Source organism: Paenibacillus turicensis, from assembly GCF_017873435.1.
In the GTDB taxonomy this organism is placed as follows: Bacteria; Bacillota; Bacilli; order Paenibacillales; family Paenibacillaceae; genus Fontibacillus; species Fontibacillus turicensis.
In genome coordinates this window covers 82,335-107,667 of sequence record NZ_JAGGKG010000008.1, presented here as the reverse complement: position 1 = coordinate 107,667, position 25,333 = coordinate 82,335, and the positions used below count along the sequence as shown (strand labels likewise).

Annotated in this window: 27 protein-coding genes; 20 read left to right on the top strand and 7 right to left on the bottom strand. The window is 37.0% G+C overall.

The features are described from left to right. Nucleotides 1–46 precede the first annotated feature (46 nt). From J2Z32_RS10095 to J2Z32_RS10050, 10 genes are all read left to right on the top strand, one after another. A complete protein-coding gene (locus J2Z32_RS10095; protein ID WP_245251369.1) occupies nucleotides 47–1,405 on the top strand; it encodes a transcriptional regulator in 1,359 nt (452 codons plus the stop codon). Then, nucleotides 1,386–1,553 carry a hypothetical protein gene (locus J2Z32_RS10090; protein ID WP_210089036.1) on the top strand — a complete coding sequence of 56 codons (168 nt, stop codon included), beginning with the start codon at nucleotides 1,386–1,388 and terminating at the stop codon, nucleotides 1,551–1,553. The genes J2Z32_RS10095 and J2Z32_RS10090 overlap by 20 nt, the downstream gene beginning before the upstream one ends. Nucleotides 1,554–1,808: 255 nt before the next feature. Continuing rightward, complete coding sequence (locus J2Z32_RS10085; RefSeq protein WP_280921124.1) at nucleotides 1,809–3,173, top strand: helix-turn-helix transcriptional regulator; 1,365 nt, start codon at nucleotides 1,809–1,811, stop codon at nucleotides 3,171–3,173. Between the two features lie 194 nt (nucleotides 3,174–3,367). Next, nucleotides 3,368–4,741: a helix-turn-helix domain-containing protein gene (locus tag J2Z32_RS10080; protein WP_342453944.1), complete on the top strand. Its 1,374-nt coding sequence runs from the start codon at nucleotides 3,368–3,370 to the stop codon at nucleotides 4,739–4,741. Between the two features lie 83 nt (nucleotides 4,742–4,824). Next, the gene (locus J2Z32_RS10075; protein ID WP_210089033.1) at nucleotides 4,825–5,001 is read left to right on the top strand and encodes an aspartyl-phosphate phosphatase Spo0E family protein; all 177 of its coding nucleotides are present in this window, start codon (nucleotides 4,825–4,827) and stop codon (nucleotides 4,999–5,001) included. Between the two features lie 172 nt (nucleotides 5,002–5,173). Next, nucleotides 5,174–6,448 carry a transcriptional regulator gene (locus J2Z32_RS10070; protein ID WP_210089032.1) on the top strand — a complete coding sequence of 425 codons (1,275 nt, stop codon included), beginning with the start codon at nucleotides 5,174–5,176 and terminating at the stop codon, nucleotides 6,446–6,448. 198 nt (nucleotides 6,449–6,646) lie between these two features. Beyond that, nucleotides 6,647–7,312: a hypothetical protein gene (locus tag J2Z32_RS10065; RefSeq protein WP_210089031.1), complete on the top strand. Its 666-nt coding sequence runs from the start codon at nucleotides 6,647–6,649 to the stop codon at nucleotides 7,310–7,312. A 51-nt stretch (nucleotides 7,313–7,363) separates the two neighbouring features. After that, entirely contained in the window at nucleotides 7,364–7,714 is a 351-nt protein-coding gene (locus tag J2Z32_RS10060; RefSeq protein WP_210089030.1) for a hypothetical protein, read from the top strand. 35 nt (nucleotides 7,715–7,749) lie between these two features. Further along, entirely contained in the window at nucleotides 7,750–7,968 is a 219-nt protein-coding gene (locus J2Z32_RS10055; RefSeq protein ID WP_210089029.1) for a hypothetical protein, read from the top strand. A 64-nt stretch (nucleotides 7,969–8,032) separates the two neighbouring features. Further along, entirely contained in the window at nucleotides 8,033–9,118 is a 1,086-nt protein-coding gene (locus tag J2Z32_RS10050) for a polysaccharide deacetylase family protein (RefSeq protein ID WP_210089028.1), read from the top strand. A 205-nt stretch (nucleotides 9,119–9,323) separates the two neighbouring features. Here the strand turns inward: J2Z32_RS10050 and J2Z32_RS10045 are convergent, their stop codons facing one another. Continuing rightward, nucleotides 9,324–9,749 (bottom strand): hypothetical protein, encoded by a 426-nt coding sequence (locus J2Z32_RS10045; protein ID WP_210089027.1) that lies wholly within the window; start codon nucleotides 9,747–9,749, stop codon nucleotides 9,324–9,326. Nucleotides 9,750–9,882: 133 nt separating this feature from the next. On the opposite strand from J2Z32_RS10045, the gene J2Z32_RS10040 reads away from it, so the two are divergent. Further along, nucleotides 9,883–10,170, top strand: a complete 288-nt coding sequence (locus J2Z32_RS10040; protein ID WP_210089026.1) for a hypothetical protein — start codon at nucleotides 9,883–9,885, stop codon at nucleotides 10,168–10,170. A 23-nt stretch (nucleotides 10,171–10,193) separates the two neighbouring features. Here the strand turns inward: J2Z32_RS10040 and J2Z32_RS10035 are convergent, their stop codons facing one another. Both J2Z32_RS10035 and J2Z32_RS10030 read right to left on the bottom strand, forming a co-directional pair. Beyond that, nucleotides 10,194–10,565 carry a hypothetical protein gene (locus J2Z32_RS10035; protein WP_210089025.1) on the bottom strand — a complete coding sequence of 124 codons (372 nt, stop codon included), beginning with the start codon at nucleotides 10,563–10,565 and terminating at the stop codon, nucleotides 10,194–10,196. Between the two features lie 50 nt (nucleotides 10,566–10,615). Continuing rightward, complete coding sequence (locus J2Z32_RS10030; RefSeq protein WP_425342995.1) at nucleotides 10,616–12,250, bottom strand: bifunctional metallophosphatase/5'-nucleotidase; 1,635 nt, start codon at nucleotides 12,248–12,250, stop codon at nucleotides 10,616–10,618. Nucleotides 12,251–12,506: 256 nt separating this feature from the next. Here J2Z32_RS10030 and J2Z32_RS10025 point away from each other — a divergent pair, with 256 nt between their 5' ends. The 4 genes from J2Z32_RS10025 to phnE (J2Z32_RS10010) all read left to right on the top strand — a co-directional run bounded on the left by J2Z32_RS10025 (nucleotide 12,507) and on the right by phnE (J2Z32_RS10010) (nucleotide 16,034). Next, nucleotides 12,507–13,484 carry a phosphate/phosphite/phosphonate ABC transporter substrate-binding protein gene (locus tag J2Z32_RS10025; protein ID WP_245251364.1) on the top strand — a complete coding sequence of 326 codons (978 nt, stop codon included), beginning with the start codon at nucleotides 12,507–12,509 and terminating at the stop codon, nucleotides 13,482–13,484. Between the two features lie 80 nt (nucleotides 13,485–13,564). Beyond that, nucleotides 13,565–14,365 (top strand): phosphonate ABC transporter ATP-binding protein, encoded by an 801-nt coding sequence (gene phnC / locus J2Z32_RS10020; RefSeq protein ID WP_210089024.1) that lies wholly within the window; start codon nucleotides 13,565–13,567, stop codon nucleotides 14,363–14,365. Nucleotides 14,366–14,379: 14 nt separating this feature from the next. After that, nucleotides 14,380–15,234 carry a phosphonate ABC transporter, permease protein PhnE gene (phnE, locus tag J2Z32_RS10015; protein ID WP_210089113.1) on the top strand — a complete coding sequence of 285 codons (855 nt, stop codon included), beginning with the start codon at nucleotides 14,380–14,382 and terminating at the stop codon, nucleotides 15,232–15,234. Continuing rightward, nucleotides 15,231–16,034, top strand: coding sequence for a phosphonate ABC transporter, permease protein PhnE (gene phnE / locus J2Z32_RS10010; RefSeq protein WP_210089023.1), 804 nt, complete (start codon nucleotides 15,231–15,233; stop codon nucleotides 16,032–16,034). Before phnE (J2Z32_RS10015) ends, phnE (J2Z32_RS10010) begins: the two co-directional genes overlap by 4 nt. Before the next feature lie 159 nt (nucleotides 16,035–16,193). Here the strand turns inward: phnE (J2Z32_RS10010) and J2Z32_RS10005 are convergent, their stop codons facing one another. The 3 genes from J2Z32_RS10005 to J2Z32_RS09995 form a co-directional block, all read right to left on the bottom strand. Further along, nucleotides 16,194–18,224: a methyl-accepting chemotaxis protein gene (locus J2Z32_RS10005; protein WP_210089022.1), complete on the bottom strand. Its 2,031-nt coding sequence runs from the start codon at nucleotides 18,222–18,224 to the stop codon at nucleotides 16,194–16,196. Between the two features lie 162 nt (nucleotides 18,225–18,386). Continuing rightward, the gene (locus J2Z32_RS10000) at nucleotides 18,387–20,450 is read right to left on the bottom strand and encodes a methyl-accepting chemotaxis protein (protein WP_245251362.1); all 2,064 of its coding nucleotides are present in this window, start codon (nucleotides 20,448–20,450) and stop codon (nucleotides 18,387–18,389) included. Nucleotides 20,451–20,635: 185 nt separating this feature from the next. Further along, nucleotides 20,636–21,118 (bottom strand): glutathione peroxidase, encoded by a 483-nt coding sequence (locus J2Z32_RS09995; protein ID WP_210089021.1) that lies wholly within the window; start codon nucleotides 21,116–21,118, stop codon nucleotides 20,636–20,638. Between the two features lie 164 nt (nucleotides 21,119–21,282). Here J2Z32_RS09995 and J2Z32_RS09990 point away from each other — a divergent pair, with 164 nt between their 5' ends. The 3 genes from J2Z32_RS09990 to J2Z32_RS09980 all read left to right on the top strand — a co-directional run bounded on the left by J2Z32_RS09990 (nucleotide 21,283) and on the right by J2Z32_RS09980 (nucleotide 23,250). Further along, a complete protein-coding gene (locus J2Z32_RS09990; RefSeq protein ID WP_245251361.1) occupies nucleotides 21,283–21,726 on the top strand; it encodes a MarR family winged helix-turn-helix transcriptional regulator in 444 nt (147 codons plus the stop codon). After that, entirely contained in the window at nucleotides 21,723–22,175 is a 453-nt protein-coding gene (locus J2Z32_RS09985; RefSeq protein ID WP_210089019.1) for a hypothetical protein, read from the top strand. The genes J2Z32_RS09990 and J2Z32_RS09985 overlap by 4 nt, the downstream gene beginning before the upstream one ends. Before the next feature lie 157 nt (nucleotides 22,176–22,332). Continuing rightward, a complete protein-coding gene (locus J2Z32_RS09980) occupies nucleotides 22,333–23,250 on the top strand; it encodes a metallophosphoesterase family protein (RefSeq protein WP_245251359.1) in 918 nt (305 codons plus the stop codon). Between the two features lie 208 nt (nucleotides 23,251–23,458). Here the strand turns inward: J2Z32_RS09980 and J2Z32_RS09975 are convergent, their stop codons facing one another. Continuing rightward, entirely contained in the window at nucleotides 23,459–23,815 is a 357-nt protein-coding gene (locus tag J2Z32_RS09975) for a DUF1304 domain-containing protein (RefSeq protein WP_210089017.1), read from the bottom strand. A 205-nt stretch (nucleotides 23,816–24,020) separates the two neighbouring features. Here J2Z32_RS09975 and J2Z32_RS09970 point away from each other — a divergent pair, with 205 nt between their 5' ends. Together J2Z32_RS09970 and J2Z32_RS09965 are read left to right on the top strand one after the other, a co-directional pair. Beyond that, nucleotides 24,021–24,593 carry a sigma-70 family RNA polymerase sigma factor gene (locus J2Z32_RS09970; RefSeq protein WP_210089016.1) on the top strand — a complete coding sequence of 191 codons (573 nt, stop codon included), beginning with the start codon at nucleotides 24,021–24,023 and terminating at the stop codon, nucleotides 24,591–24,593. Beyond that, the gene (locus tag J2Z32_RS09965; protein ID WP_210089015.1) at nucleotides 24,583–25,332 is read left to right on the top strand and encodes a DUF3600 domain-containing protein; all 750 of its coding nucleotides are present in this window, start codon (nucleotides 24,583–24,585) and stop codon (nucleotides 25,330–25,332) included. Before J2Z32_RS09970 ends, J2Z32_RS09965 begins: the two co-directional genes overlap by 11 nt. The last annotated feature ends 1 nt before the right edge of the window (nucleotide 25,333 follow it).

The window sequence follows — 25,333 nt, the reverse complement described above, 5'->3', positions numbered from 1 at the left end:
GCTATTTTATGGATTAAATGTAAAAGAGGTGCTTCTCTTGGCTGTGATGCCTACCATTCGAACATACCTACAACAATATATAGATGAAAATGAGATATCGATTAATAAATTTTCAGATGTAGTTGGAATTAATGCGGGAACCATTTGTAATATATTAAGTGGCAATCGCCCGATTGCAGTTCAGCAACTAGACCGTATTACAGCAGGAATGGACTTAGAGGAAGGCCACTATTACGATTTGTATATTCAGGAATGCTTTGATCAGGAAAGCCCTGACTGGAGGCGGCTTGGTCCCCTTTTGCGCCGTTGTGCAGAGTTAAATCGATTAGAAGATGTGGAGTTCATTTTGCGCTACACGTTGGACAACTTAAACTACATCCCATTGCTTTTTGATTTAGCAGAGCAGTTTTTTGAAGAGGGCAAAAAAGAAGCAGCGATTCTCCTCTACGAAAACATCGCAGAAAGCGAACGAACCCAACATTCAGAACGCTTGGCATTGTGCCAATATCGCTTATTTTTATTAAGGTTGAATGACGATCAGGAAAACAACTTGCTTGTAGCCACATACTTCGAGCCTTTTGTGGAGCGATTAGATGAGGATTATCAGTTGGATGCGATAAATGAGTTGTTGAATATAAATATTTCTTTGAGAAGATGGGACAGAGTTGAGCAGAATGCCCAGAAGTTATTAAATAAAGCTTTAAAACAGTACAAGCTTTTTGGCAACAATAATCGTAAAAGGAAAACCATTAACCCCTTAATATTTTATATACTATATGCTTACTTAGAATTTGGTGATGTTTATTTTCATCTAGGACAATATTCCAAGGCACTTGAATACGTTGAAATGTATGCTGAAGCTAATTGGATAGATAATCCGGATAAGGAAGATAAGATAATTTTAAAGCAATTTGAGAGCTGGGCTATTGCTAACCGCTATATGTATCAGATAATGGCTGGTCAAATAGATATATTACCACAATATGTTGAATATATTGCTGTTAGAGAAAATGATATCTTTATAGGGTTATATACAGTAATAACTGCTGCTAATCATTATAAAATTAATATTGATGATATACTCGAGCGGTTTTCAAATTACCTACATTTTAAGAAACAGGAAAACGCCTTTGGCAGAATAAGCGAACAAGTTACGCTAAGTCAATATCCCGACTTCACAAAGCAACTAGCTATCTACTATTTCAGAAATCAAAAAATAGCAGAAGGTATTAATTTCCTTATAGAAAGTTTAGCATCAGCTATTAAAATTAATAATGAAAGTGCTATGGTACAAGCTATGGGGTTATATGAGCAATACCGGCATCAAGCATCCACTCGAGCACAAGACAGATACCAATTACTAATAAAAGAGGTGTTAGAATTATATGAGAAGAAATTGGGCTAAGACTATTTTTATTGTTGGTGCTTCTTCCTTCTTGTTAATTAATTCGCTTAATTTCACTGAAAAGACTGAGGTTAGAGACACAACGAATCAATCAAACATTATTAACATTCTCTTTTCGCATGGAGGAGGAAGTGGCGGAAGCAAATAAACAATTGAAAATATTGTTTTAATTTGTATGTATTATATGCATATAATTATACTTTCCTTAATGTAATAGCCCGAACTAATACGGAATTCATTCCATATAATAGTTCGGGCTGATTTATAGTTGAAGCTGTTTAAATCTCTTTTCTGGATTAATTGCAATAAAAAACGGCTGCATTTATATGATAATAACTATTAAAATATTATATAATAGAAAACATTATTAATAATAAGAATAGATTTAAGAGAGGTGTAACTCTTGAACTCTATACCTACCATTCACACACTAGTACTAGACTTTCTTAAACAAAACCACCTATCCATGAATAAATTTGCAGACTCCATTGGAATGAACGTAGGCGCACTTAGCAATATTATAAGTGGGAAGCGCTCAATTTCAGTAAAGCAGCTAGACCAGATTACAGCAGGTATGGGGTTAGATGAAGGTTACTTCTATAGTTTCTATATTACTGAAATTTTTGACCAAGAAATTATGGATTGGCGAAAAATAAAACCACTCTTAAAAAGATGTGCTGACTTACATAGGTTAGAGGAAATACACCGCATTGTACAGCTCACACTTGATAATCTTACCTACATTCCTTTGCTATTTGATATAGCAGAGCTTTTTTTTAACGAGGGAAAAAATGATGCTGCAATTTTGCTTTATAAAGGCATTGCTGAAAGTGAACGAAGTCAGCATTCAGAGCGATTAGCCCTATGTCAATATAGAATGTTTTGCCTGCAACTTAATGACGATCAGGAACACAATTTGATACTTGCAACTCAGTTTGAGACTTATGTAGAGAGACTAAATGAGGATTATCAATTGGATGCAATTAATAAATTGTTAAATATAAACATCTCTTTGTGCAAGTGGGATAAAGTTGAACTTAATGCACACAAATTATTAAACAAAGCTTTAAAACAGTATAATATGTTTGGCAGTAATAATAGTGATAGAAAAACCAATAATCCCTTAATATTTTATATACTGTATGCTTATCTGGAACTTGGGGATGCTTACTTTCATTTAAAGCAACATTCTAAAGCACTTGAATATGTTCAAATGTATGCTGATGCTACTTGGGTCACTAGTCCAGATGAGGAAGATAAGCATATTATAGAACAATTTGAGAGCTGGGCAGTAGGGAATCGTTACGTATATCAATTAATGGCTGGACAAATTGATGTAATGCCTGAATATATAAACTACATGACTACTAACGAAAATGAAATATCTATGGGAATTTACACTATAATAATAGTTGCTAATGAGTATAAAATTAATATAGATAATATATTAAACAGATTTTCTGATTATTTACAAATTAAAAATTATGAAACACTCTTTAGCAAAACAAATCAGCAAGTAACTTCTAATCAGAATGCTGATTTTTCCAGGCAATTAGCGATCTATTATCTTAACAACGGTCAATTGGATACAGGTATACGCTACATCATAGATAGTCTTGAATATGCCATTAAGATTAACAATAACAACACAAAAATAAAATGTCTCACCGCAATCTTTAAAATTAGTCTACAGCATGAAGAGTATACGACTAATCCAAATTTTAAAAACCTTATGAGTGATTTACTAGAGATAAGTAAAAAGTCATAATTACTTTCTCCATAATTTTTCCATATTAACCTACTTTATGAAATTTTATTTTAAAATATTACATAAAAAGGTGGGGTTATATAGAATACGTTAGACAATAATTACATGACATCCACGTCATTCATCCAAAAGTCATCCAATAATCTATGATGCCTAATAAGCTAATTAATTCTTAGTAATTATAATATATAGAGGTGTTGTCCTTGGATTCCGTATCGTCTATTCCAACCTTGATTCAACATTTTTTAGAAAATAACCACTTATCCATGAATAAATTTGCAGACTCCATTGGAATGAACGTAGGCGCACTTAGCAATATAATAAGTGGGAAGCGCTCAATTTCGTTAAAGCAACTAGACCAAATTACAGCAGGTATGGGGTTAGAAGAAAGTTACTTTTATAGTTTCTATATTACTGCAATTTTTGATCAAGCAGTTATGGATTGGCGAAAGATAAAACCACTCTTAAAAAGATGTGCTAACTTACATAGGTTGGAGGATATACACCGCATTGTACAGCTCACACTTGATAATCTTACCTACATTCCTTTGCTATTTGATATAGCAGAGCTTTTTTTTAACGAGGGAAAAAATGATGCTGCAATTTTGCTTTATGAAGGTATTGCTGAAAGTGAAAAAAATCAACATTCAGAGCGATTAGCTTTATGTCAATATAGATTATTTGTGCTACGTTTAAATGACGATCAGGAAAACAATTTATTGCTTGTTACTCGGTTCGAGCCTTATGCAGAGAGACTAGAGGAAACTTATCAGTTAGAAGCCTTTCATTATTTAATAAACACGAACGGTTCACTCTCTAGATGGAAAGCATTAAAAGACAATGCAAAAAAGTTATTAGAGAAAGCGACTACACAGTATAGGCTATTCCGCAAAACTAACGAAAATAAAAACAATAGTAGACCATTAGTTTTTTATATTTTGTATTCCTATTTATCATTAGGCGATGCTTATTTTCAATTGGAGGAATATGATCAGGCTTTGAATTACATAAAAATGTATACTGATGTAGACTGGGTATCTGAGCCGAACATTGAGGAAAAAGTAATATTACAACAATTCCAAGAATGGGCTAACGCGAATCGACTGTTATATCAACTCATGGCAGGGCATGTTGAGGTCTTATCTAAATATGTAGAATATATAAATCCAAGAGAAAACGAACAGTTCATCGGAATGTATTATATTATCATAGCAGCAAATAAATATAATCTAAATATAGATGATATTCTTTCAACTTTCCAATTAGAATTATCATTTAAAAAGCAAGTAAATCAAATTTCTAAAATAATGGAGCAAGTTGCAATAGAACGATACTCCAACATTTTACGAGAATTAGGTATTTATTATTTAAACAAAGGTCAATTGGATATAGGTATCCAGTACGTTATTCAAAGCCTAGAATCAGCAATCAAAATTAACAATAAAAACACAAAATTAAAGTGCATTACGGCTATCTTTGAAATTAGCCTACAGCATGAAAAATATACGGCTACTCCAACCTTTAAAAACCTCATGAATGAAGTACTAGAGGTAAGCAGAAAGTCTTAATTATTTTATCCTATTGCATTTCTGTATTTAACCCACTTTATGCCAATATATCCTAAAATATTACATAAAGGGAGGTGTTATATATGGATTCTTGCGATTTTCTAAAATATAAAATAGAACAAGCTAGGCAACAATTATATGACATCGAAGTAGAATGTGGTTCGCTCATTCACCCCGAAGTCATTCAACAATCTATGGTGCTCGATGAACTCATTAACCAATATAACCGACAACGCTTTAAGCTTAAACAAACATGTTAGTTCAAATAAATAATCCTCTTTTTCCTTATTTCTAAAAATTAAAAATTTATTTATAGCATTTATAGTAATAGAGGTGGTTCCCTTGAATTCTATATCATCGATTCCTTCTTTTATTCAGCATTTTTTACACAATCATCAGTTAACTATGAATAAGTTTGCGGATTCCATTCAAATGAATGTAGGTGCACTTAGCAACATTATTAATGGTAAGCGATCAATTTCAGTTAAACAACTAGATCAAGTTACAGCAGGTATGGGGTTAGAACAAGGTCACTTTTATAGTTTATATATTACTGAGAATTTCGAACAAGGAACCATGGATTGGCGAAGGCTGCGACCGTTACTATTAAGATGTGCTGAGTTAAACAAGCTCGACGAAATTGAGCAAATATTACAGCTTTCATTGGAAAATCTAAATTATATCCCTCTGCTATTTGATATGGCGGAGCATTTTTTTATTCAAGGAAAAAAGGAAGCAGCGATCAAACTCTATCAAGGAATTGCAGAAACTGAACGGAATCAACATTCAGAGAGACTGGCTTTATGCCAATATAGATTGTTTACGTTGAAGTTAAATGATGATATGGAAAACAACTTATTGCTTGTTACTCAATTTGAGCCTTATGTGGAACGGTTAGAGGAAGGGTATCAATTGGAAGCAATTCATAAGTTAATAAATATAAATATATCTCTTTCAAGATGGACAAACGTAAAGCAGTATGCCCAAACCTTATTAGAAAAGTCATCTAAACAATATACGCTATTTGGTGAAGGTAGCGTCAATTTAAAAAACAATAGACCAATAATATTTTATATCTTGTATGCATATTTGGAATTAGCTCACGTTCAATTTGAATTTCAACAATATAAAGAAGGATTAAAATATATTGATATGTATACCAATACTGAATGGGTGAATAGCCCTACTTCCGAAGAATTAAAAATTATTGAACTATTTCAGGAATGGGCAGAGGCTAATCGCTTATTATATCAGTTAAGGGATGGAAAAATTGAAGTATTACCTGACTATGTAGAATACATCAGTACACTGGAACATGAGAAATTTTTAGGAATATATCATATTATCATAGTTGCTAATAAGTTCAAACTAGACGTAGATAACATTATTGAACGCTTCAAAGAACATCTATCCTTTAAACCTCAGCAAACCAAAATATCAACAATCTCTAATCAAGTCACTTTAGAAAGATACTCCAACCTTCTAAGAGAATTGGGCATTTATTATTTAAATAAAGGGCATTTAGATACAGGCGTTCGTTATATTATAGACAGTCTAGAATCTGCGATTAAGATCAATAGTAAGGATATTAAACTAAAATGTATTATGGCTATTTTTGAAATTAGTCTACAAAATAAGGATTATGTAGGAAATGAAAAGTTTAAAAATCTGATGGGTGATGTGTTGGAAATGAGTAAACAACCCTGAGTTAAACTAAAAAGTATATAAAAAAGTTGAATTTAAAAATGGAGTCAGGAAAGAAGCAACAGTTTTACAAGCAAGTCAAAGCTTGGTGTGGACTGTGGTTATTAAAAAAAGATTTGAACAAAATGAGTTAAAAGTTACTTTAGAGGAAGGTTAGCTTTCCTAAATGGAATTAATGCTTTCCTAACAAGGGGGATTACATTGAAACAGCTCATTTATAAACATTACATTACCCTCATCGCAGGTATTACCATCATTTGTTTACTAGCATATGTTTATTATGAACACCAATCAAAAACACATTACAAAAACTATATTTCCCAACAATTAAGACAAGATTTCAATAGCATTAGAGAAGATCTAATACAAAGTGAAGTCCTTTTTCGCACTATCCTGATTGATAATAAATTCACCAAAAATTATGGCTATGATGGATCTAAAACAGAAGCCTTTGCACTAACTTATCGGAGTGAAAATATCCAATCAATCCTCCCTAGGCTTGAAACATTAAGTTATGAGATGGGTTATATTGATGAATATACACCTAGTAGTTTAAGAAAGTCCCTAACCACAATCAGTGCATATTTTGATAGTAAAATTGATCCTTCCCAACCCATTAGTAATGAGAACCGATATATTATTACTACTTTCCGTCAATATAATTCGCAATTAATTAATGCTTTATTTCATAAAACAAAATTATTTAACGAACTTGGCCATTTTAAAGATCAATATGCAAAAGATGAATATGCACTCCAAGCATCTGATCCTGTGTGGACGGAAGCATTAAAGGTACTTGAGGAAACGAGTTTACAGTTTCTTAAAGATCATAACTTAGATAAACTAAGCGATATACTGGATAAATAAAGATACTGCTCAATTACTGCAATGAAATTTTCTAAGCCAAGGAGTCATACAATGCAAAAAACGATGATGTATTTCATTCTTATCTGCTCAATGATAACCATTTCAGGATGTAACAGTGACGTTGAAACCTCCGAACCTTCTATTTTAATTTACAAACAACAAGTATATATAGGAATGGAAGGCACTGCGCAGATTCAATTTTATGACTTCCCAAAAGTCAGTAGAGTTACAACAAAGATTTTAAATAACAAATTTCCACCTGATCATGAGTATTCTAATGAGGAAATAATAGCAAATGAATTAGCGATCGGGACAGAAATATATCAACTTGATGAAAATAAACTTTTTGCAAAAATAGATGATCGTATTTATAAGGTATTTGAGTTAAATGTAACTGAATAAACAACCAACAAAATTACTTACTTTAGGAGGTTTTAATGGGAATACTCAGTTTTTTTGTTACTGCAATCTGCCTCTTATTTCTTTGTTTAGGTATTGCCGTTAAGAGTAATAACAAATTAAATGATTTTAGTCTTACACTTAGCTTCTTGTCTTTACTTAATGCGATTCTACTCACTTACCTTAGTAGTTCATTTGGTGGAAGTGAAAGCAACTATTTATATAACATGATAGGTGTTAACTATTCCAATATATAGTACAATCATTACATATGTTCATATTTTACAGTTTTAATATTATCTTATGTAGTGAGGCGACAGCATGTTTAAAAATAGCAAATTCATTTTATTATCTGCCCTTTTAGTGATAACTACAGTTGTATGTGGTTATTTCGTAATTCAACGATACCAACATAAAATTCCTATTATTAAGAAATGGACGGCTACATCGCCATATGATGGTTTAAAACCCGAAGCAAACAATCCCAACGGGATTTACTATAAAAATCGTGTCCTAGTGTTGATGTATCACAATATTAGTCCTACACCCGAGGACTCTACGACATTATCTGTCGCTAATTTTGAAAAGCAATTAGAGCTTATGCAAGCTAATAACTTTCACTGGATTTCCATGAGTCAATACAGAGATTTCATATTGCATGGGGCATCTGTCCCTGACAATGCGGTACTGCTTACTTTCGATGACGGTTATGAATCATTTTATAAATATGCTTATCCACTCCTCCAGAAGTATCAGGCTCCTGCCTCTAGCTTCCTTATTGTCAATACACTTGATAATCCAAAGCATATTGGTATGAAGAAATTAACCTGGGAGCAAGTTCAGATCATGCATGAAAATGGGTTTGATTTCTTCAGTCATACCTATGATTCTCACGAGTATGCAAAATCTAATGCTTCAGGCTCTAAAAAAAACTCAATGCTTGCGGGTCCAATGTACCTAAAGGATAAGAATCGGAAAGAAACAGAAGCAGAATACGAGCTACGTATTACTAACGACCTTAAGCAGGCAAATGATATGCTACAACAGAAGCTAGGTGTACAAAACTATGTGCTTGCTTTTCCTTATGGACTGTTTTCTAAACCTCTTCTGAATATAAGTAAAGAGTTGGGAATTGATATCACTTTTACGGTTAAGATGGGGATAAATAAACCGGGACAAACCAACGGTTTTCGAGTTAATGCTGGTGGGAAGTCCAATAATCCTGACTTACAGCTCTCTCTTATGAAACACGCGGAAGAGAAGCTTGACGGTGTTCAATACAACGAGGATTATGATACTTATATAACGAAGTCTTTGCTTGTCTTAGGCGTTGTTTTTATCCTATGGTTAGGGTATGGATGGAGATTACTCAGGAAAAGAAAACATAATATAACTCACATCAACTAAGCGTCTGGAGGAAAATCCACTGATCCAGAGCTTCTGATCTCCCTGATGAAAGATGCTGTTGAGAAGCTTGGTGATGCTCACTTTAATTAAGAGCATATGTGTTATGTGATGCATTAAAAGGAAAAAGAACTAGCACGCTATAGGCATGAGTTACTATCCTACTGACTCATGCCTTTTCATTTGACCATTACGAATTTACTATGACTTAACTGTATCCCTCTTTTACGGAGGTATCCGCTACTACTGTAATTAATAAAAGGTAAAAGGGATAAAGGATCCAAGCAAACAACATTAGTAATCCTGTTACTGGTGCAGGTCTTTCCCCTGCCTCTGTAATCGGAATTAGCCACACATTAAGCCAGAGCAAGCCAATGTAAAATGGAATCCAAGATAGGGTAAGCCAATATTTATAAACTCCCTGCTTGAGGTATTTCTTTACAAGGAAGTATAACGTAGTAGACGAGATTATAATTAATATGAAGCAAAACGCATTAGAAAGAAGAGTAATCTCCCCTCCCGTCCAGCCTGTGATTCTTTCAAGACGATAATAATTCCCCATAGGTAAGAAAAAAAGATAGAGTATAAACGCGTTAAACAAACTAACAATACTTAATTTCAAAACCTTATGCATACATTCACTCCTAAATATAAATATCAGTGGAATATATTAACTATAATACAATCGAGACTTTCCATCCAACAAAGGATAATTATGGTGATATTAAGAATATATTAGTTATAATAATTTAATTGTAGGAGGACTTATGCGAAAATCATTGTTTTGGGGTGGAATAGTAATTTCGATCATGGGTGGATTTATGTATTGTTTTGAACGTTTTTCTGCTTACATCTCTCAGGGCATTATAATAGGAGGCAACGCCATTCATGGTACAACGGTGAGCGGAGTAGAGGGTATAAATATTCAATTAAGTACGAATGAACTTGTCCCTCTATTCCTGGTAGTTGGGGTTGTTTTCATAATTATAAGCTTAGTATCTGGTAATTTGAGCAAAGAAAACACTCAGGTTAAAAAAACAAACAACAAACATTGATTTAGTTTTTAGGATCTAGCTAGTTAGTTGTAAATAAAATAATAAGCTATTAAAAAGGCTGAAATCAGTAATTCTGGTAGTAGCAAGTAAATGGATACGATATGTTGCTTCGTCTCTCTAATATATTTATATTCTAAGATTGAAGTATACACGCCATGGAGTGGCAACAATAGTGCAAATACCAGTTCAAAAACTCGTATATTTAAGATCCAGTTAAGCCAATACATTCCTAATAAAAGAATAATAAAAACAATCGTAAAAAGCATGTATCTTTTTTGGGTAGGTGTATCTCTTAAAGTCCTATCGTCTTCTACAATCAGTAAGGTTAAAATACGTTGCGCACAATATAATAATATGAAGACAATTAAATAAAACCTAAAATTTACCTCAATCATTTTTTCTCCATTCTATATGTTATTTCTGGTATATACTTAATTTTACCTTCCTACCACACCACCCGCCAATTCCTGTCACAAGTAGCCTCAATCGTTTCACGCTGCACGATATAGTCTGCGATTAGTTCTGACATATCCACCATAATTTCTTTAACCGCAAGGCGATTGCGGTACATGTCATAGTCCCCGCCCCCTCCTGCACGATAGCTATTCATGACGACATCTATTTCTTGTTCCATGGTTAAATCATGTCCTTGATACTGTAGCACGGTAACTCGTCCACCAAGTGGTTTCCGAATGTCCAATTCGTACGTAATTCCTTCCCACATGTCATAGTTATAGTGAGTAGGCTTAGGTTCGATATAGCTTGGATTTACCTCAGGTTGTCCCTCTGCATTAAGGATAAAGTAATTTGCCGTCTGCTCTAGTGCATCCTTAATATCTTGTCCCCGTAATCTAAGCACTGTCAACGTGTTAGGATACATGAAATTGGTAAGCACATCGCGTAGCGTAATGTTTGCATTAAAGCCAATTGAATCTTGATTCAATAAAGCCGCATTCGATACGTTTACACCCGCTATCTCCATTTGCACCTTATTTACAAACTCCATAAAAGGGTGATCCTTTAAACGACAGGCAAATGCCGATGTAATCGTCATATCTCCATTGACTTGTCCAATCGGTTGATCAAGCCACACTTGTGTCTGATCTTCTACCGCTTTGGTGAGCGCAATAATCTGCTCATCCGCCCTAACATTTTCATCTATCATTTTCAATTCAGCATGCTTATCTGTTATTTTCCACATACCTGCTTCATCTTTTGTAAACGTAATGTTAACTTCACCTAAAGCTTGCCCTTTACAACCTGGTTGAATGACAGTGACACCGCCAACTTCACTAGCTATATAACGATGCTGATGCCCTGTTACTAAAACATCAATGCCTTCAATTTCCGTACACATGGCAACCCCTTGATTCTCTCCTGTTAAGCGCTCCGTCTCTACTCCAGAAGATAAATCACGCTCAAAACCGCCATGATAACATACTACTAGCAAATCAGGCTCAACCTCAGCACGAATATGTGCCACCCATGCCTTTGTTTGTGTCAAAGCATCCTTAAATTGTAATCCTTCGATATGCTCAGGGCGTTCCCAATTGGGGATGTAATGCGTAGTAATACCAAGAATGGCTACCTTCACGCCTGAATCTAATGTTTTAACAATATAAGGTTTGCCCAAGAAGCTAGCACCAGTAAGCTCGCTGAATTCAGCACCTCTGCCTATAGTTTGTCCCTCATCCTCCCACACAATATTGGCAGCAAGCCATGGAAATTCACTATCCTGTACAATTCCCTGCAACGTATCCAAACCATAATTAAATTCATGATTGCCAAATACCGCTGCGTCATAGCCTAGTTCATTAAGTGCCAAAATCGCAGGATGAGTGCCCGCTGTATGCTTCAAAGCATACGTAGATAAAGGCGTACCTTGAATCAAGTCACCATTATCTATTAGTAACAAGTCAGGGTTCAATGCCCTTTGCTGTTTAATTAACGTAGCTACCTTTGCTAAACCTAGGTTCAAATCCTCATCTCCACAATAATCTGTGGGGAAAATATGCCCATGAATATCACTCGTAATCAGCAATTTACAGGATGCTATTTCCTTGTTCGCTTCCATTTCCATTTCTTTCTCCTTCTCCACCGCAGTTCACCCTTATCCTTTATACATTTTAAATTATTTATCTATTTGCTTTCACCCACATTAGACTTGGTTAAATTTTTATACCGATGTGAGCCCTATTCTAGCAGGTTCCTTTGTATTTTTCATGGGTATTTCAAATTTTTACAAAAGTTTTTCATTCTGCTTACATTCCGCAAATACAACAAGCCTATAGTTAGAAATGTTAAAACACTATTATATTTGTGGAGGTCATTTTGCTTTGAAAAAAATAATGAAATTTATTGCCCCTTTACTTATCACCGCTGCTGTGGTGAGTGGATGTAACTCAGGAAGTGCAAGTGATGCATCAAAAAACAATTCAGGTTCAAAGCCAGCAGCGAGTACCAACACCAGTACCACAGATACAGGGTATACACCTGAGAAGACATTAACTGTGCAATTTGTACCTTCTCAAAATGCCGATACACTTGAGGCAAAAGCAAAACCACTAGAAAAATTGTTGTCCGACGAGCTAGGTATTCCAGTTAGTGTGAGTGTATCTACAGACTACAATACGATCATTGAAGCGATGGCTTCAAAAAAGGTGGACGTAGGTTTCTTACCACCAACAGCTTATGTGCTAGCTAAAGAAAAAGGGGCAGCAGACGTTATTTTACAAGCACAACGTTATGGTGTAGACGATACAACAGGCGCGCCAACAACGGATCTTGTGGACTTTTATAAATCGATGATTATTGTGAAAAAAGACTCTCCAATCAAAACGATTGAGGACTTAAAGGGCAAAAAAATTGCCTACCAAAATGTAACCTCTTCTGCTGGGTTTGTATGGCCGGCTGCCAAGCTAATGGATGCGGGAATCGATCCTTTAAAGGACATTCAAGCACTGACTGTCAAAGGACATGACCAAGGTGTCATTGCTGTACTCAATGGGGACGTAGATGCAGCAGCCATTTTCCAAGATGCTCGTAACGTCGTTAAGAAGGACTACCCAACTGTATTTGAAGATACACGTGTACTTGCATTTACAGAGCCAATTCCAAATGACACGGTTTCTGTACGTAGCGACATGAACGCAGATTGGAAGACTAAAATCCAAGAAGCCTTCATCAACATTGGGAAAAATGAAGAAGGGCACAAAATCATTAAAGAAATTTATTCCCACGAAGGTTATGTGAAATCCGATGATAAAGTGTTTGATATTGTGCGTGAATACGGGAAAAAGGTAAAAACCGAATAAGTGAGTTGAACTAAAAGCAGCTTGAGTCTGTATACTGTAAGCTTGTTAAGCTGTTCTAGCAACAAAAAGGAGCCTAAGCAATGATAGAGTTAAAAAACGTAACAAAGCTATATTCAAATGGAACCAAAGGGTTAAACAACATTAATTTAACCCTAAAGCAAGGTGAATTCATTGCTGTCGTTGGGCTATCCGGAGCAGGGAAATCCACCCTGCTTCGCTCCATTAATCGCCTTCATGATATTTCCGAAGGGGATATTCTAATAGATGGCAAGTCGATTACGAAGGCGTCGGGTCGTGATTTACGCTTACTTCGTAGAGATATTGGCATGATTTTTCAAGGCTTTAACCTTGTGAAGCGGAGTACGGTTTTGCGTAATGTGCTGGCAGGCAGGGTAGGTCACCATTCAACATTACGTACCTTGATTGGCAACTTTCCGAAGCAGGATATCGAGTTAGCATTTGAAGCCTTAGAACGTGTCAACATTCCAGAAAAAGCGTATATTCGTGCAGATCAGCTCTCTGGTGGACAACAGCAGCGTGTAGCGATTGCACGTGTGCTTGCTCAAGAAGCAAAAGTAATCCTTGCTGATGAGCCTGTGGCATCACTTGATCCGTTAACAACGAAGCAAGTTATGGATGATCTCAAAGCTGTAAACCGTGAGCTTGGCATTACGACGGTTATCAACCTGCATTTTATAGATTTAGCTCGAGAATATGCTACACGTATTATAGGACTCCGTGCGGGTGAGGTCGTATTTGATGGCCCTGTTCATGAGGCGACTGATGAAGTATTTGCAGAAATCTATGGTCGTCCGATCCAGAAGGATGAATTGCTGCAAGAGCACAGGCAAGAGCAAGAGAAGGAACAGGTGGTGGTATGAGTTCACCAACAGAGATGCAGGCTGATTCCTTTCGCACTAGATCCAGCGATAACTATAACTCTAACTCTGATCCTAATCTTAGCCCAAATCCTAGCCCGATCCGCCCTACTCGCCCAAGCAGAACAAAGCACTACTTTACCTTTGCCCTCCTCGTTGTTTTGTTATGGGGCAGTGGCATTCAAACGAAGGTTTCCTTTAGTGAGTTATGGTTAGGCTTACCAAACATGTTCGATTTGCTCAAACAAATGGTTCCACCAAATTGGGGTTATTTTGTCCGTATTTCTAGCGCGATGTTAGACACATTACGAATGGCAGTAGTCGGAACAACCTTAGGAGCAATCATGGCGATTCCTGTTGCTTTGCTAAGTGCAAGTAATGTTGTCACACGCAAATATATTTATTATCCGATCCGTTTCATGCTGAACCTCATTCGTACGATTCCTGATTTACTGCTTGCGGCTATTTTTGTTGCTATTTTTGGACTTGGGGCATTACCAGGTATTTTTGCGCTCGCTGTATTTTCATTAGGCCTGATTGCGAAGTTAACTTATGAGGCACTAGAGACGATTGATGCAGGTCCACTTGAAGCAATGACAGCCGTAGGTGCAAATAAACTACAATTGATCTTGTATGGGGTTGTTCCACAAATTCAAGCACACTTTGTTTCCTATGTACTATATACCTTTGAAATTAACGTCCGCGCTGCCGCTATTTTAGGGTTTGTGGGTGCAGGTGGAATTGGACACTATTATGAAGTGACATTAGGGTTCCTTGAATACGATAAAACAAGCAGTATTATTGTGTTCACATTAGTCATTGTGCTGATCATTGATTATATCAGTGCGAAGCTACGGGAGAAATTATTATGAATCATATTAAAAGTGGGCTTATTCCGAAGCCTAAAAAAAATCCATATCGCTATCTAGTGTATCTCACACTTGCCATTATCTATATTTGGGCGTTTGCTGGAATTTCATTTAGCGGGATTAAAGAAACAGCGGGCAAAATTACGAAGGCCATCTTTGCTGGTATTTTATCGCCTGACTGGGGTTATGTTTATTTACCTGATGGTGAGGATCTATTGCGTGGCTTATTAGATACACTTGCTATCTCTGTGCTAGGTACCTTTATTTCGGCGGTTGTATGTATTCCTTTTGCCTTTTGGGCAGCAGTCAACATGAGTAAAACTAAAGCGATATCTGGCTCAGGTAAAATGCTACTTAGCTTCATCCGGACGTTTCCCGAAATTATTATGGCGATTTTATTTGTAAAAACAGTCGGACCTACCTCCTTTGCTGGTGTACTCGCCTTAGGCGTGCACTCGATTGGCATGATGGGTAAGCTGTTTGCAGATGAAATTGAAAATATTGATCGTGGGCCGATTGAAGCACTGACGTCTACAGGTGCAAGTAAGCTGCAAATTTTATGGTACGCTGTCATTCCACAGGTTTTACCTGGATTTCTCTCCTACACCTTGTATCGCTTTGAGATCAATGTGCGCTCTGCCACAATTCTTGGACTCATAGGGGCTGGTGGAATTGGAACTCCATTAAGCTTCGCCCTTACAGCGCGGAATTGGGATCGAGTAGGGATCATTTTGCTCGGAATTATTGTCATGATTACGATGATTGATTATATTTCTGGTACGTTACGTAAAAAAATCGTATAACTTCTTAAGTATAGATTGTTTCTCACCCGTCAATTTTACTGGTTAGCTCCAGTTGCACGAAGGACAATAAATGAAAAAAGCTGTTCCCCAGTCTGAGGAACTGATCCCGTTTGAAAGACAGGGTCAATTCCTAGACGTGTGGAACAGCCTTTTTTAATTTTAAATCTTAAACGCTCCAATCGTTTTCTTCAATTGTGCTGCCATGTCGGACAACGTTTGCGCCGAAGCTGAAATTTCCTCCATTGAAGCGAGCTGCTCCTCCGCAGAAGCCGCAACCTCCTCAGATGTAGCTGCATTCCCAACTGCAATTGAAGCAAGCTCATTTGCTGTAGATGTAATTTGCTGGACACTTGCTGAGATTTGCTGTGCCGTAGCCGCAATTTCTTCAATTTGCGGGGTGGTTTCCTTGATGTTAGCCAAAGTCCCTTCTAGCTTTTCTGTGGTAACGCCAGTTATAGTAAGGCCTTCTTGCACCTCGTCAGTAACCTTGTTCATCATTTGGACTGCGCTACCTGTATCATGCTGAACCAAAGAAATTAAAGCTGAGATTTGTTTCGTAGATGACGCTGACTGTTCTGCGAGCTTACGCACCTCATCCGCAACCACAGCAAAACCACTGCCATGCTCTCCCGCTCTCGCGGCTTCAATTGCCGCATTTAAGGCTAATAGATTGGTCTGGTTGGCAATTTCACTAATAGCTTGTGTAATATCCCCAATTTCCTGTGAACGTTTATACAAGATTTGCAACGTTTCGTTAGAAGTCGCAACCGATTCATAAATGGATTGCATCTGATCTCCAGCTTGCTGAAGAGATTTTCCGCCCTCCTCCGCTTGCGCCGATGATAATCTTGCCAAATCTGCAACAGCGCTAGAACGCTCCGCAATTAGAGTGACGCCATTTGCAATTTCCTCTAATGCATTGGAGTTTTGCTCTAAGCCAATTGTTTGCTTCTCTGCACCACTCGCAATTTCTTGTACCGCTTCAGATACTTGTTCACTTGCACGGCTTGTCTGCTCCGCACTCATTGTAAGCTCCCCTGAAGATGTGGCAACATGCTCTGCACTCGTGTTAACATCCTGAATTAATAATCGTAGCTTTCCTTGCATGCTTTGGAATGCCATGCCCAATTGACCAATCTCATCTTCGGATTTCACTACAATTTCTTGCGTTAAGTCCCCTTCACTTACATACCCCGCTTGCTTTACAAGTAAAGCAATAGGCTTCACAATGGATCGGATCATGAAAAATATAAATAAGCCACCGATCACAAGGCAGATACCCGCTGCCATCATCGTTGTAAAGGTAATCGTGTTCATAATGCTATCTGTTTCTGAATAATACAACGTTCCTGCTATTTTCCAGCCTGTCAGTTCATTCGTAGTATATTGAAGATATTTTGCTTCTCCTTGAAATGGAAAATCATATGCATTTTTATCAGCTTCATACATCTTTAAATTAAACTCTTCTTTTACTTCTCGACCTGCCTCAAATGTAGGATGCAATATGTAATGTTTATTTTTATCTAAAAGTATTGCATACCCTTCCTCACCTATTTTAATTGTTTCCACTTGACTCTTAAAGTTAGATAAGTCTAAATCTATTCCTATTACACCAGATCCATCCGCGGCCTCTGCCGTGATTGAGGTGACCATTTGCTCTGTTCCTATGGATAGATAAGGCTGATTAATTACTGCCTTTCCTTTTGCATTTATTGCAGGCTCGTACCAAGGACGTGTTCTTGGATCATAATCTGAAGGCATTTCCTTTATAGGAAAGTTAATATACTCCCCTTCTTTTGTTGCAAAGTAAATCTCGCTTACCTCAGGATGCAGTGTTAAGTATTCATTAAATGATTTTAATACATCCTCGCGCTCATTCATTATTTTTTCATAGTTTATTCCTTTAGCAAAATACTCAGCATCGTGTACCTTAGGCCTCATCATCGTATTGATCAACTCGTTAATTGAAGTAACAGATTGACTTGTACTCTGTTTAAGCTGAGTCTCAATTCCAGTTTTTGCACTGTTAGAAGCTAAAAAACCAATTGTCAGCGATGGAATTAAAAGAATGGCCGCTGTAACCATAACCATCTTCACCTTAAAATCATTAAATCGAATATTTAGGCGTTTTCTTTTGTGATTCTTTGTTTTAAACTCCCTTCTTTTCTGTTCCTTTTTTATTTTTGTCATTATTGTCTCCCCTTTTTGTTTATAATGCACATCGTCTTATTATATATATCTGCCTATGTACTCGTGAAGTTAAATAAAGGATATCAAGGAATAATTAGTTAAATTAAAAAAACGATGCTCTGCTTGTAAGCAAAACACCGTTTTCATCATTAAAAATAACAATTATACTTTAAATACCTCAATCGTTTTCCTTAATTGTGACGCCATCTCAGACAACATCTGTACCGATGCTGATATTTCCTCCATCGAAGCAAGCTGCTCCTCCGCGGAAGCCGCGACCTCCTCACAAATCGTGGCATTCCCAACCGCAATCGAGGCTAGCTCATTTGCTGTAGATGTAATCTGCTGAACACTTGCCGAGATTTCTTCGGCTGTAGCTGCAATTTCCTCAATCTGTGGTGTTGTTTCTTGAATGCCAGATAACGTGCCCTCTAGCTTTTGTAGTGTAACCCCAGATATATTTAATCCCTCCTCGACTTCGGACGTCACCTTGTTCATCGTTTTCACCGCACTATCGGTATCCTGCTGAACCAAAGTAATCAAATCCGAAATCTGCTTCGCCGATAATTCAGATTGCTCAGCTAGCTTACGCACCTCATCCGCAACCACGGCAAAACCACTACCATGTTCCCCCGCTCTTGCAGCTTCAATAGCAGCATTTAGAGCTAATAGATTAGTTTGGCTCGCAATACTACGAATTGCACCTGTAATTTCTCCAATTTCTTGAGAGCGTTGATATAAAATTTGTAGTGTTTCATTCGAAACAGATACAGATTGATAGATTGAATACATCTGATCCCCTGCTTGTCGAAGTGATTTCCCACCATCCTCTGCCTGAGTGGAGGATAATCGCGCTAAATCCGCCACAGCACTAGAGCGCTCCGCAATTAAAGTGACTCCATTTGAAATTTCAGCAAGTGCATTTGAATTCAGCTCTAAACCTACCGTCTGCTTCTCCGCACCACCTGCGATTTCCTGTACAGCTACAGATACCTGCTCACTCGCGCGGCTTGTCTGCTCTGCACTCAGTTTTAACTCATTGGAAGAAGAGGCAACATGCTCCGCATTTGTTCTTACTTCCTGAATTAAATCATGTAGCTTAGTTTGCATGCCCTGAAATGCCTTACCAAGTTGACCTATCTCATCCTCCGACTGAATATGAACCTCTTGCGTTAAATCACCTTCACTAATATATGAGGCTTGCTTTACAAGAGTTTTAATTGGTTTTACAATTGATCTCACCATAAAGGTAATCAAGATTCCCCCAAGCACAAGGCAGATCAATGCTGTAAAGCCTGTAGTTCTATTAATCGAATTAGTAATCTCATCCGTTTCTGAATAATAAAGCGTCCCTGCTAACCTCCATCCTGACAATTTATTGGTTGTATACTGAAGGTATTTGTTATCTCCGTCAATCTCATAATCAAACTCTCCTGACTCACCCTCAAACATTTTTAATGCAAAAAACTCCTTGGCAACTTGACCCGCCTTAATCGTAGGATGAAGAATATATTTTTTATTTTGATCTAACAAAATAGAATAGCCTTGTTTCCCAATCTGTACTGTTTCAACCTCACGCTTAAACTCTGCTAAATCAAGATCAACCCCAATAACACCAGCCCCGTCTTTCGTTTCGATCGAAACAGAGGCGACCATCTCATTTCCGCCAACCGAAAGATGTGGAGGATTGATCATCGCTTTCCCGTTGCCCTGTATTGCAGTCTGATACCATTCTCGCTTTCTAGGATCAAAATCACTAGGTAACTCACTATCAGGATATTGAATAAACTCCCCTTTTTTTGACCCGTAATAAATTTGAGTTACTTCAGGATGTAATGCGATATATTGCTTAAAAGAATTCAAAAGCGATTCCCGCTCATTTTCAGCACTGGCATCTTCACCTTTAACTTGGTTAGCAAAATGCTCGACATCATGGATTTTAGGTTGAATCATACGATCAATTAAAATATTAACGGAAGCTACCGATTGTTTTGCACTATCTTTAAGCTGTTGGACAACCCCATCTTGGGCACTAGTAGCAGCTAAATAACCTATAACGAGAGATGGCACTAATAAAATAAATACCGTAATAAAAATAAGCTTCACTTTAAAATTGTTCATTCTACTTTTAAATCCTGTTCTACTATGTACCTTTTTAGAATTAATGAACTTATTAGATTGATTTAACTTATCTAACTTTTTTGTCTTTTTCACTTTTAAATTCAAAATAGAACCCTCCTTGTATGTAATTGTAATTTAATCATATATATCGGCTAAACCTGCGTAAATGTAAATAAAGGTTAAATAGTATTATATTTCTATAAAAAGAGAAAAAGAGATGATTTCCCATATGGAAAACACCTCTTAACTGTAATAATGACTTTATTTGATTATAAAATTGAACTCACTTTTTACTGTTGAAGTAACTCACGAATATAAGAATCTACTTCTTTGGGATCATCTTTAGGTGCAAAACGCTTCACAACTTTGCCTTCTTGATCAATCAGGAATTTAGTAAAATTCCATTTAATCGATTTGGAGCCCAATAAACCTGGTGCTTCTGTTGTAAGATGTTGAAATAGTGGATGTGCATTTTTTCCATTTACATCTATTTTGGCATACAGCGGGAAGTTAACACCAAAGTTAAGCTCACAAGCTTGTGCGACTTGATCATTATCCCCCGGTTCTTGGTTAGCAAACTGTCCGCATGGGAACCCAAGTACAACAAAGCCTTGCTCCTTGTAATCGTCATATAACTTTTGTAGTCCCTTAAATTGAGGTGCAAGCCCACATTTTGTTGCCGTATTTACAATTAACATTACTTTACCCTTATAATTCGCAAGTGTTTCCGATTGTCCCTTAATCGTTGTAACTGGAATATCATAAATAGACATGACTCACTCATCTCCTATTTGCTAATTGTGTTTCCCTTAATTAAATTGTATTCAATTTATATCTCGAAGTCAATTTTGTTTAACAACGCTTTACTTTGACGCTGTATAAAAGCAATGCTATAATAAAAAAAATTGCATACAATTAAATGGCAGGTGATAACAATATGGAAATTAAAAATACTTTGAAGCTAGATGATCAGCTATGTTTTGCCTTTTACGCATGCTCTAGAGAGATTATGAAGCTGTACCGCCCTATTTTACAGGATCTTAATTTAACGTATACCCAATATATCACGATGATCGCATTGTGGGAGCAGGATAATACCACGGTAAAGGATCTTGGACAACGATTATATCTTGACTCAGGTACATTAACCCCACTATTAAAAAAGCTTGAAGCGATGGGCTTAATTAAACGTACCCGGGATCAGCATGATGAACGTAACGTATTAATTACAGTGACACCTGAAGGTAGAGAGATGGAGCAGGCTGCCAACGAAATTCCTTGCAAGCTATTCCAAGATACCGAAGTAGAGCTAGAGGACGCGAAGCAATTACATGCTCAGGTTCAAAACCTACTAAGCAAAATTGGGTCTAAAAAATCTTGATAAAATTCATTGGTATGATTGGAATCGCCGCAAATAGCCTTACACTAGCCTTTGGCTTGAGTGCATTTGTGATGGGGATTGTCTTTTTTCTAATTGGTTTACCTCAGATGAAGAAAAAAGCTGTCTCCGCCTTTTTTAATAAAGACGTGGCCTATATTATGGCAACGATGGCGATCTTGCTTACCTTTCTTATTTTGATGGGCTTCTCCATTTATTTAAGTAAAGAGCTACTATTTTCAAGTGTTTTATCGTCTGCAGAGACGTTGAGGCTTGGGAAACGATTGCTTTTTGTGATGGGTGTTGTAGTCTTGTGGGGCTTCGTCTGCACTAAATGGCTGCTTCCGATCGTCTTCGATTCGATTAAGCTTAGCAAGAAGCAATTAACGGTTGTATTCACAGGTATTATAAGTATGATCGTTGTAGGTGTAGATGCGGTCATGCAAAATTAATATTAAACCCAAATGATCTAGCAAAATTCTAATTTAGAGTTAAGCAGATGATCGTTTGGGTTTTTTACATAGATTTAATACAGCTATGATGTCACCCTAATGCAGAGGGATTACACTGACTATAATCTATTACCTTTAGACGATAGGAGGTAGCATGATGCTTCAACATGAATCTGAGGAAAAGAAACCACAGCTGCCCCTGCTCTCCTTTCAGGTTATTACAGACACTCATCTTACTCCGAGTCCTTCCCACGCTTACAACGTTAATTTTGAACGTGCCCTACAGGATATTTACGCACAAGCTCCATCCAGTCATGGTATTATGCATGTTGGTGATATTACTGAGCATGGCTACAGGGAGGAATACAGGGAACTCCTGCGCATCATTAACAAATATCATGCCTACCTTCCTAATATTCATTATACTTTAGGCAACCATGATGTCGGAGTTGGCGACTTCCATGTTAGTTTGAAGCAATTTTTGTCTTATACTCACTCTCCTGCTCCTTATTACGATTTTTGGCTGAAAGGTTATCATTTTCTCTTTCTTGGTACAGAGGAAGGATTAGAATCGTTTTGTACACTAAGTGATACCCAACTCCAATGGCTTGAGGAAAAGCTGCAGGAGCAAGGGGATAACGATCAACATTGTGATCGCCATACGTTTATATTTCTTCACCAACCACTAATAAACACCGTTGCAGGCTCATCGGAAGATCAAAGCTTTTACGGCGTACAGGAAGATGAACAGCTAAGGGAGATTTTAAGTAAATACCCCAATCTAATTTTATTTACAGGGCATACCCATTGGGAAATGGAATCAAAAAATACGATCTATACCGATCTCTGCTCACCACAAGGTCCCGTTATGCTAAATGTAGCGTCCACCGCCTATTTATGGAATGATGAGCATGAGCCGATTGTGGGTAGTCAAGGTTATTATGTAGAGGTATATGAGGATCACATTGGGATAAAAGGAAGAGATTTTTTACGTAGAAAGTGGATTCCTTCTGCACAATTTACGATTGAGATCGCAAGTGGTGACCAATTCATAGCATCTTATAACGTTTTATAGAGTTCTCATAGTGGATTTATATCGCTTAGGTTATATATTTTTCGACAATGTTCCACATGAAACTTTTTTTATCGAGCAAAAATGACAAACAAAAAGCCTAACTTCTCAACGTCAGACTAGGGATGTGTGTAACTGTCCCTTATTCGTTGAAGATAGGCTTTTTAAGTTGTTTTATTGTTGTTTTATTATTACAATTGTTATTATTCTTTTATAGTAAAACAGCGATAATCGCTAAAAATGCAGGAATTCCTTGCTTCACTAATATCGATTTGCTAGATGTTAATGCGCCATAGATCGCTGCAATCGCAACACAAATTAAGAAAAATAAAGTAAGCTGATGACCAAAAGTAGCGTTAGGATGTACAAGTCCCCACACTAAGCCAGCCGCAAGAAATCCGTTATATAAGCCTTGGTTAGCTGCTAATCCTTTCGTTTGCTTCGCAAAGCTAGGCTCTAAACCAAACACCGTTGGCCCTTTCGTTTCCCACATAAACATTTCCATAATCATAATATACACATGTTCAAGCGCAACAATTGAAACTAAAACAATTGCAAGTATTTCCATCATAAATTCCTCTTTCCATAGGTTTTATCGAATTTCAGATATGTAAAGGAGTGTCAGCTACTATATATATTAACGCACAATTTCATTGTATGCAATTAAATATTTAAAAAAATAAATCGAACGATATTAAAAGATTGAACCAATATAGTATGAAAGGTGCAGCAAAACACCGCGCGGTGTGAAAAGAGAAGGTAGGGAGCAGATCATGGATACTGAAAAAGAGCTAATTAAGTCCACGCTAGCCGGCAGTGTGGAAGCTTATCGAACACTTTATGAAATCACGGTTCAGGATGTATATCGAACGGTTCGATTTCTTGTAGTAAACATCGCAGATAGCGATGATATTGTGCAAGAAATATATATTTCTGTGTACCGCTCATTGCAACACTATGATCTGGCACGCCCCTTCCGCCCTTGGCTTATGACAATTGCTATCCGTCAAATCCAAACCTATCGGAGACAAAGATGGCGTCAATTTCGTTTGCTACAGAAAGCCGGAGTGAGAGAAGAAGTTCAGCAGGATTTCTCACCTGAGTTGACGGATAAAATGTCTCAGCAAGCGCTAATTTATGCAGTAAACAAGCTTCCTTTCAAGCTCAAGCAGGTCGTTATTTTACATTACTTGAACCAATACACCCAAGAAGAGATCGCTGAAATATTAAGCATTCCACTTGGAACTGTTAAATCACGTATACACGCAGCATTACAAAAATTAAGAAAAAAGCAAACATTGCTTCCTTTAATCAATGGAAAGGTGGAGAACTGGCATGAGTCATAATGACCTTGATCAACAATTGCAAAAGGCTCTACAGGAGCATACGAAGCATTGGACAGCTCCCTCCCACCTCCAGTACCAAATTATAAAGGAAATCTCAGCTACACAAGGAGGAAAAACAATGAAAAAGTGGCTTGTTTCCGTCATCGTTACCGCTTTACTACTTATTCCTGTAGGTGCTTATGCAGGTTATCATTACTTAGCAGATGCCATTTATGGCTCCAAAGAAGCGGTGTTGCAATTGGGAGGGACTGAGCAACAATACGAACGGCTTGAAAAAAAGCTAATACAAGCTAAAAATCAACTTAGCGAAGAAGAGTATACAAAGTTTATGACCACGCTAAAGGAGTATGGTCAATTTTACTTAAAATATGCCGACGCTAATGGGAATATTGATCCCAAGACGTGGAGCAAGCAAGAGAAAGCTCATTATGAAGCCTTAACTGAGCAACTGACACCTTTATTTGAACGATTAGAACAGTTAGATAAGCAAGCGACAGCTAAGTCCTCTATGGATGAACCAGCCTTTTGGGAGAACGCGTTAAAGAAAGCCAAGACGCAATTTACGGAAGCAGAGTATCAAGAATTCAAACATACTTATGAGACCATGTGGAATTACAAATCCATCGTGACGAATGAAGTGGATTGGGATCGGTTATCAAAGGAACAACAAGCTGAGGTGAATGAACTGAGACCCAAGCTGCTACAATATTTAGAGCGATTAGGGTACAAAGCAAAATAAT

Coding starts and splice junctions, on each gene's coding strand:
- J2Z32_RS10095 (WP_245251369.1), top strand. CDS start 47: ATGCCTACCATTCGAACATACCTACAACAATATATAGATGAAAATGAG.
- J2Z32_RS10090 (WP_210089036.1), top strand. CDS start 1,386: ATGAGAAGAAATTGGGCTAAGACTATTTTTATTGTTGGTGCTTCTTCC.
- J2Z32_RS10075 (WP_210089033.1), top strand. CDS start 4,825: ATGGATTCTTGCGATTTTCTAAAATATAAAATAGAACAAGCTAGGCAA.
- J2Z32_RS10070 (WP_210089032.1), top strand. CDS start 5,174: ATGAATGTAGGTGCACTTAGCAACATTATTAATGGTAAGCGATCAATT.
- J2Z32_RS10060 (WP_210089030.1), top strand. CDS start 7,364: ATGCAAAAAACGATGATGTATTTCATTCTTATCTGCTCAATGATAACC.
- J2Z32_RS10055 (WP_210089029.1), top strand. CDS start 7,750: ATGGGAATACTCAGTTTTTTTGTTACTGCAATCTGCCTCTTATTTCTT.
- J2Z32_RS10050 (WP_210089028.1), top strand. CDS start 8,033: ATGTTTAAAAATAGCAAATTCATTTTATTATCTGCCCTTTTAGTGATA.
- J2Z32_RS10045 (WP_210089027.1), bottom strand. CDS start 9,749: ATGCATAAGGTTTTGAAATTAAGTATTGTTAGTTTGTTTAACGCGTTT.
- J2Z32_RS10040 (WP_210089026.1), top strand. CDS start 9,883: ATGCGAAAATCATTGTTTTGGGGTGGAATAGTAATTTCGATCATGGGT.
- J2Z32_RS10035 (WP_210089025.1), bottom strand. CDS start 10,565: ATGATTGAGGTAAATTTTAGGTTTTATTTAATTGTCTTCATATTATTA.
- J2Z32_RS10030 (WP_425342995.1), bottom strand. CDS start 12,250: ATGGAAATGGAAGCGAACAAGGAAATAGCATCCTGTAAATTGCTGATT.
- phnC (WP_210089024.1), top strand. CDS start 13,565: ATGATAGAGTTAAAAAACGTAACAAAGCTATATTCAAATGGAACCAAA.
- phnE (WP_210089113.1), top strand. CDS start 14,380: ATGCAGGCTGATTCCTTTCGCACTAGATCCAGCGATAACTATAACTCT.
- phnE (WP_210089023.1), top strand. CDS start 15,231: ATGAATCATATTAAAAGTGGGCTTATTCCGAAGCCTAAAAAAAATCCA.
- J2Z32_RS10005 (WP_210089022.1), bottom strand. CDS start 18,224: ATGACAAAAATAAAAAAGGAACAGAAAAGAAGGGAGTTTAAAACAAAG.
- J2Z32_RS09995 (WP_210089021.1), bottom strand. CDS start 21,118: ATGTCTATTTATGATATTCCAGTTACAACGATTAAGGGACAATCGGAA.
- J2Z32_RS09990 (WP_245251361.1), top strand. CDS start 21,283: ATGGAAATTAAAAATACTTTGAAGCTAGATGATCAGCTATGTTTTGCC.
- J2Z32_RS09980 (WP_245251359.1), top strand. CDS start 22,333: ATGCTTCAACATGAATCTGAGGAAAAGAAACCACAGCTGCCCCTGCTC.
- J2Z32_RS09975 (WP_210089017.1), bottom strand. CDS start 23,815: ATGGAAATACTTGCAATTGTTTTAGTTTCAATTGTTGCGCTTGAACAT.
- J2Z32_RS09970 (WP_210089016.1), top strand. CDS start 24,021: ATGGATACTGAAAAAGAGCTAATTAAGTCCACGCTAGCCGGCAGTGTG.
- J2Z32_RS09965 (WP_210089015.1), top strand. CDS start 24,583: ATGAGTCATAATGACCTTGATCAACAATTGCAAAAGGCTCTACAGGAG.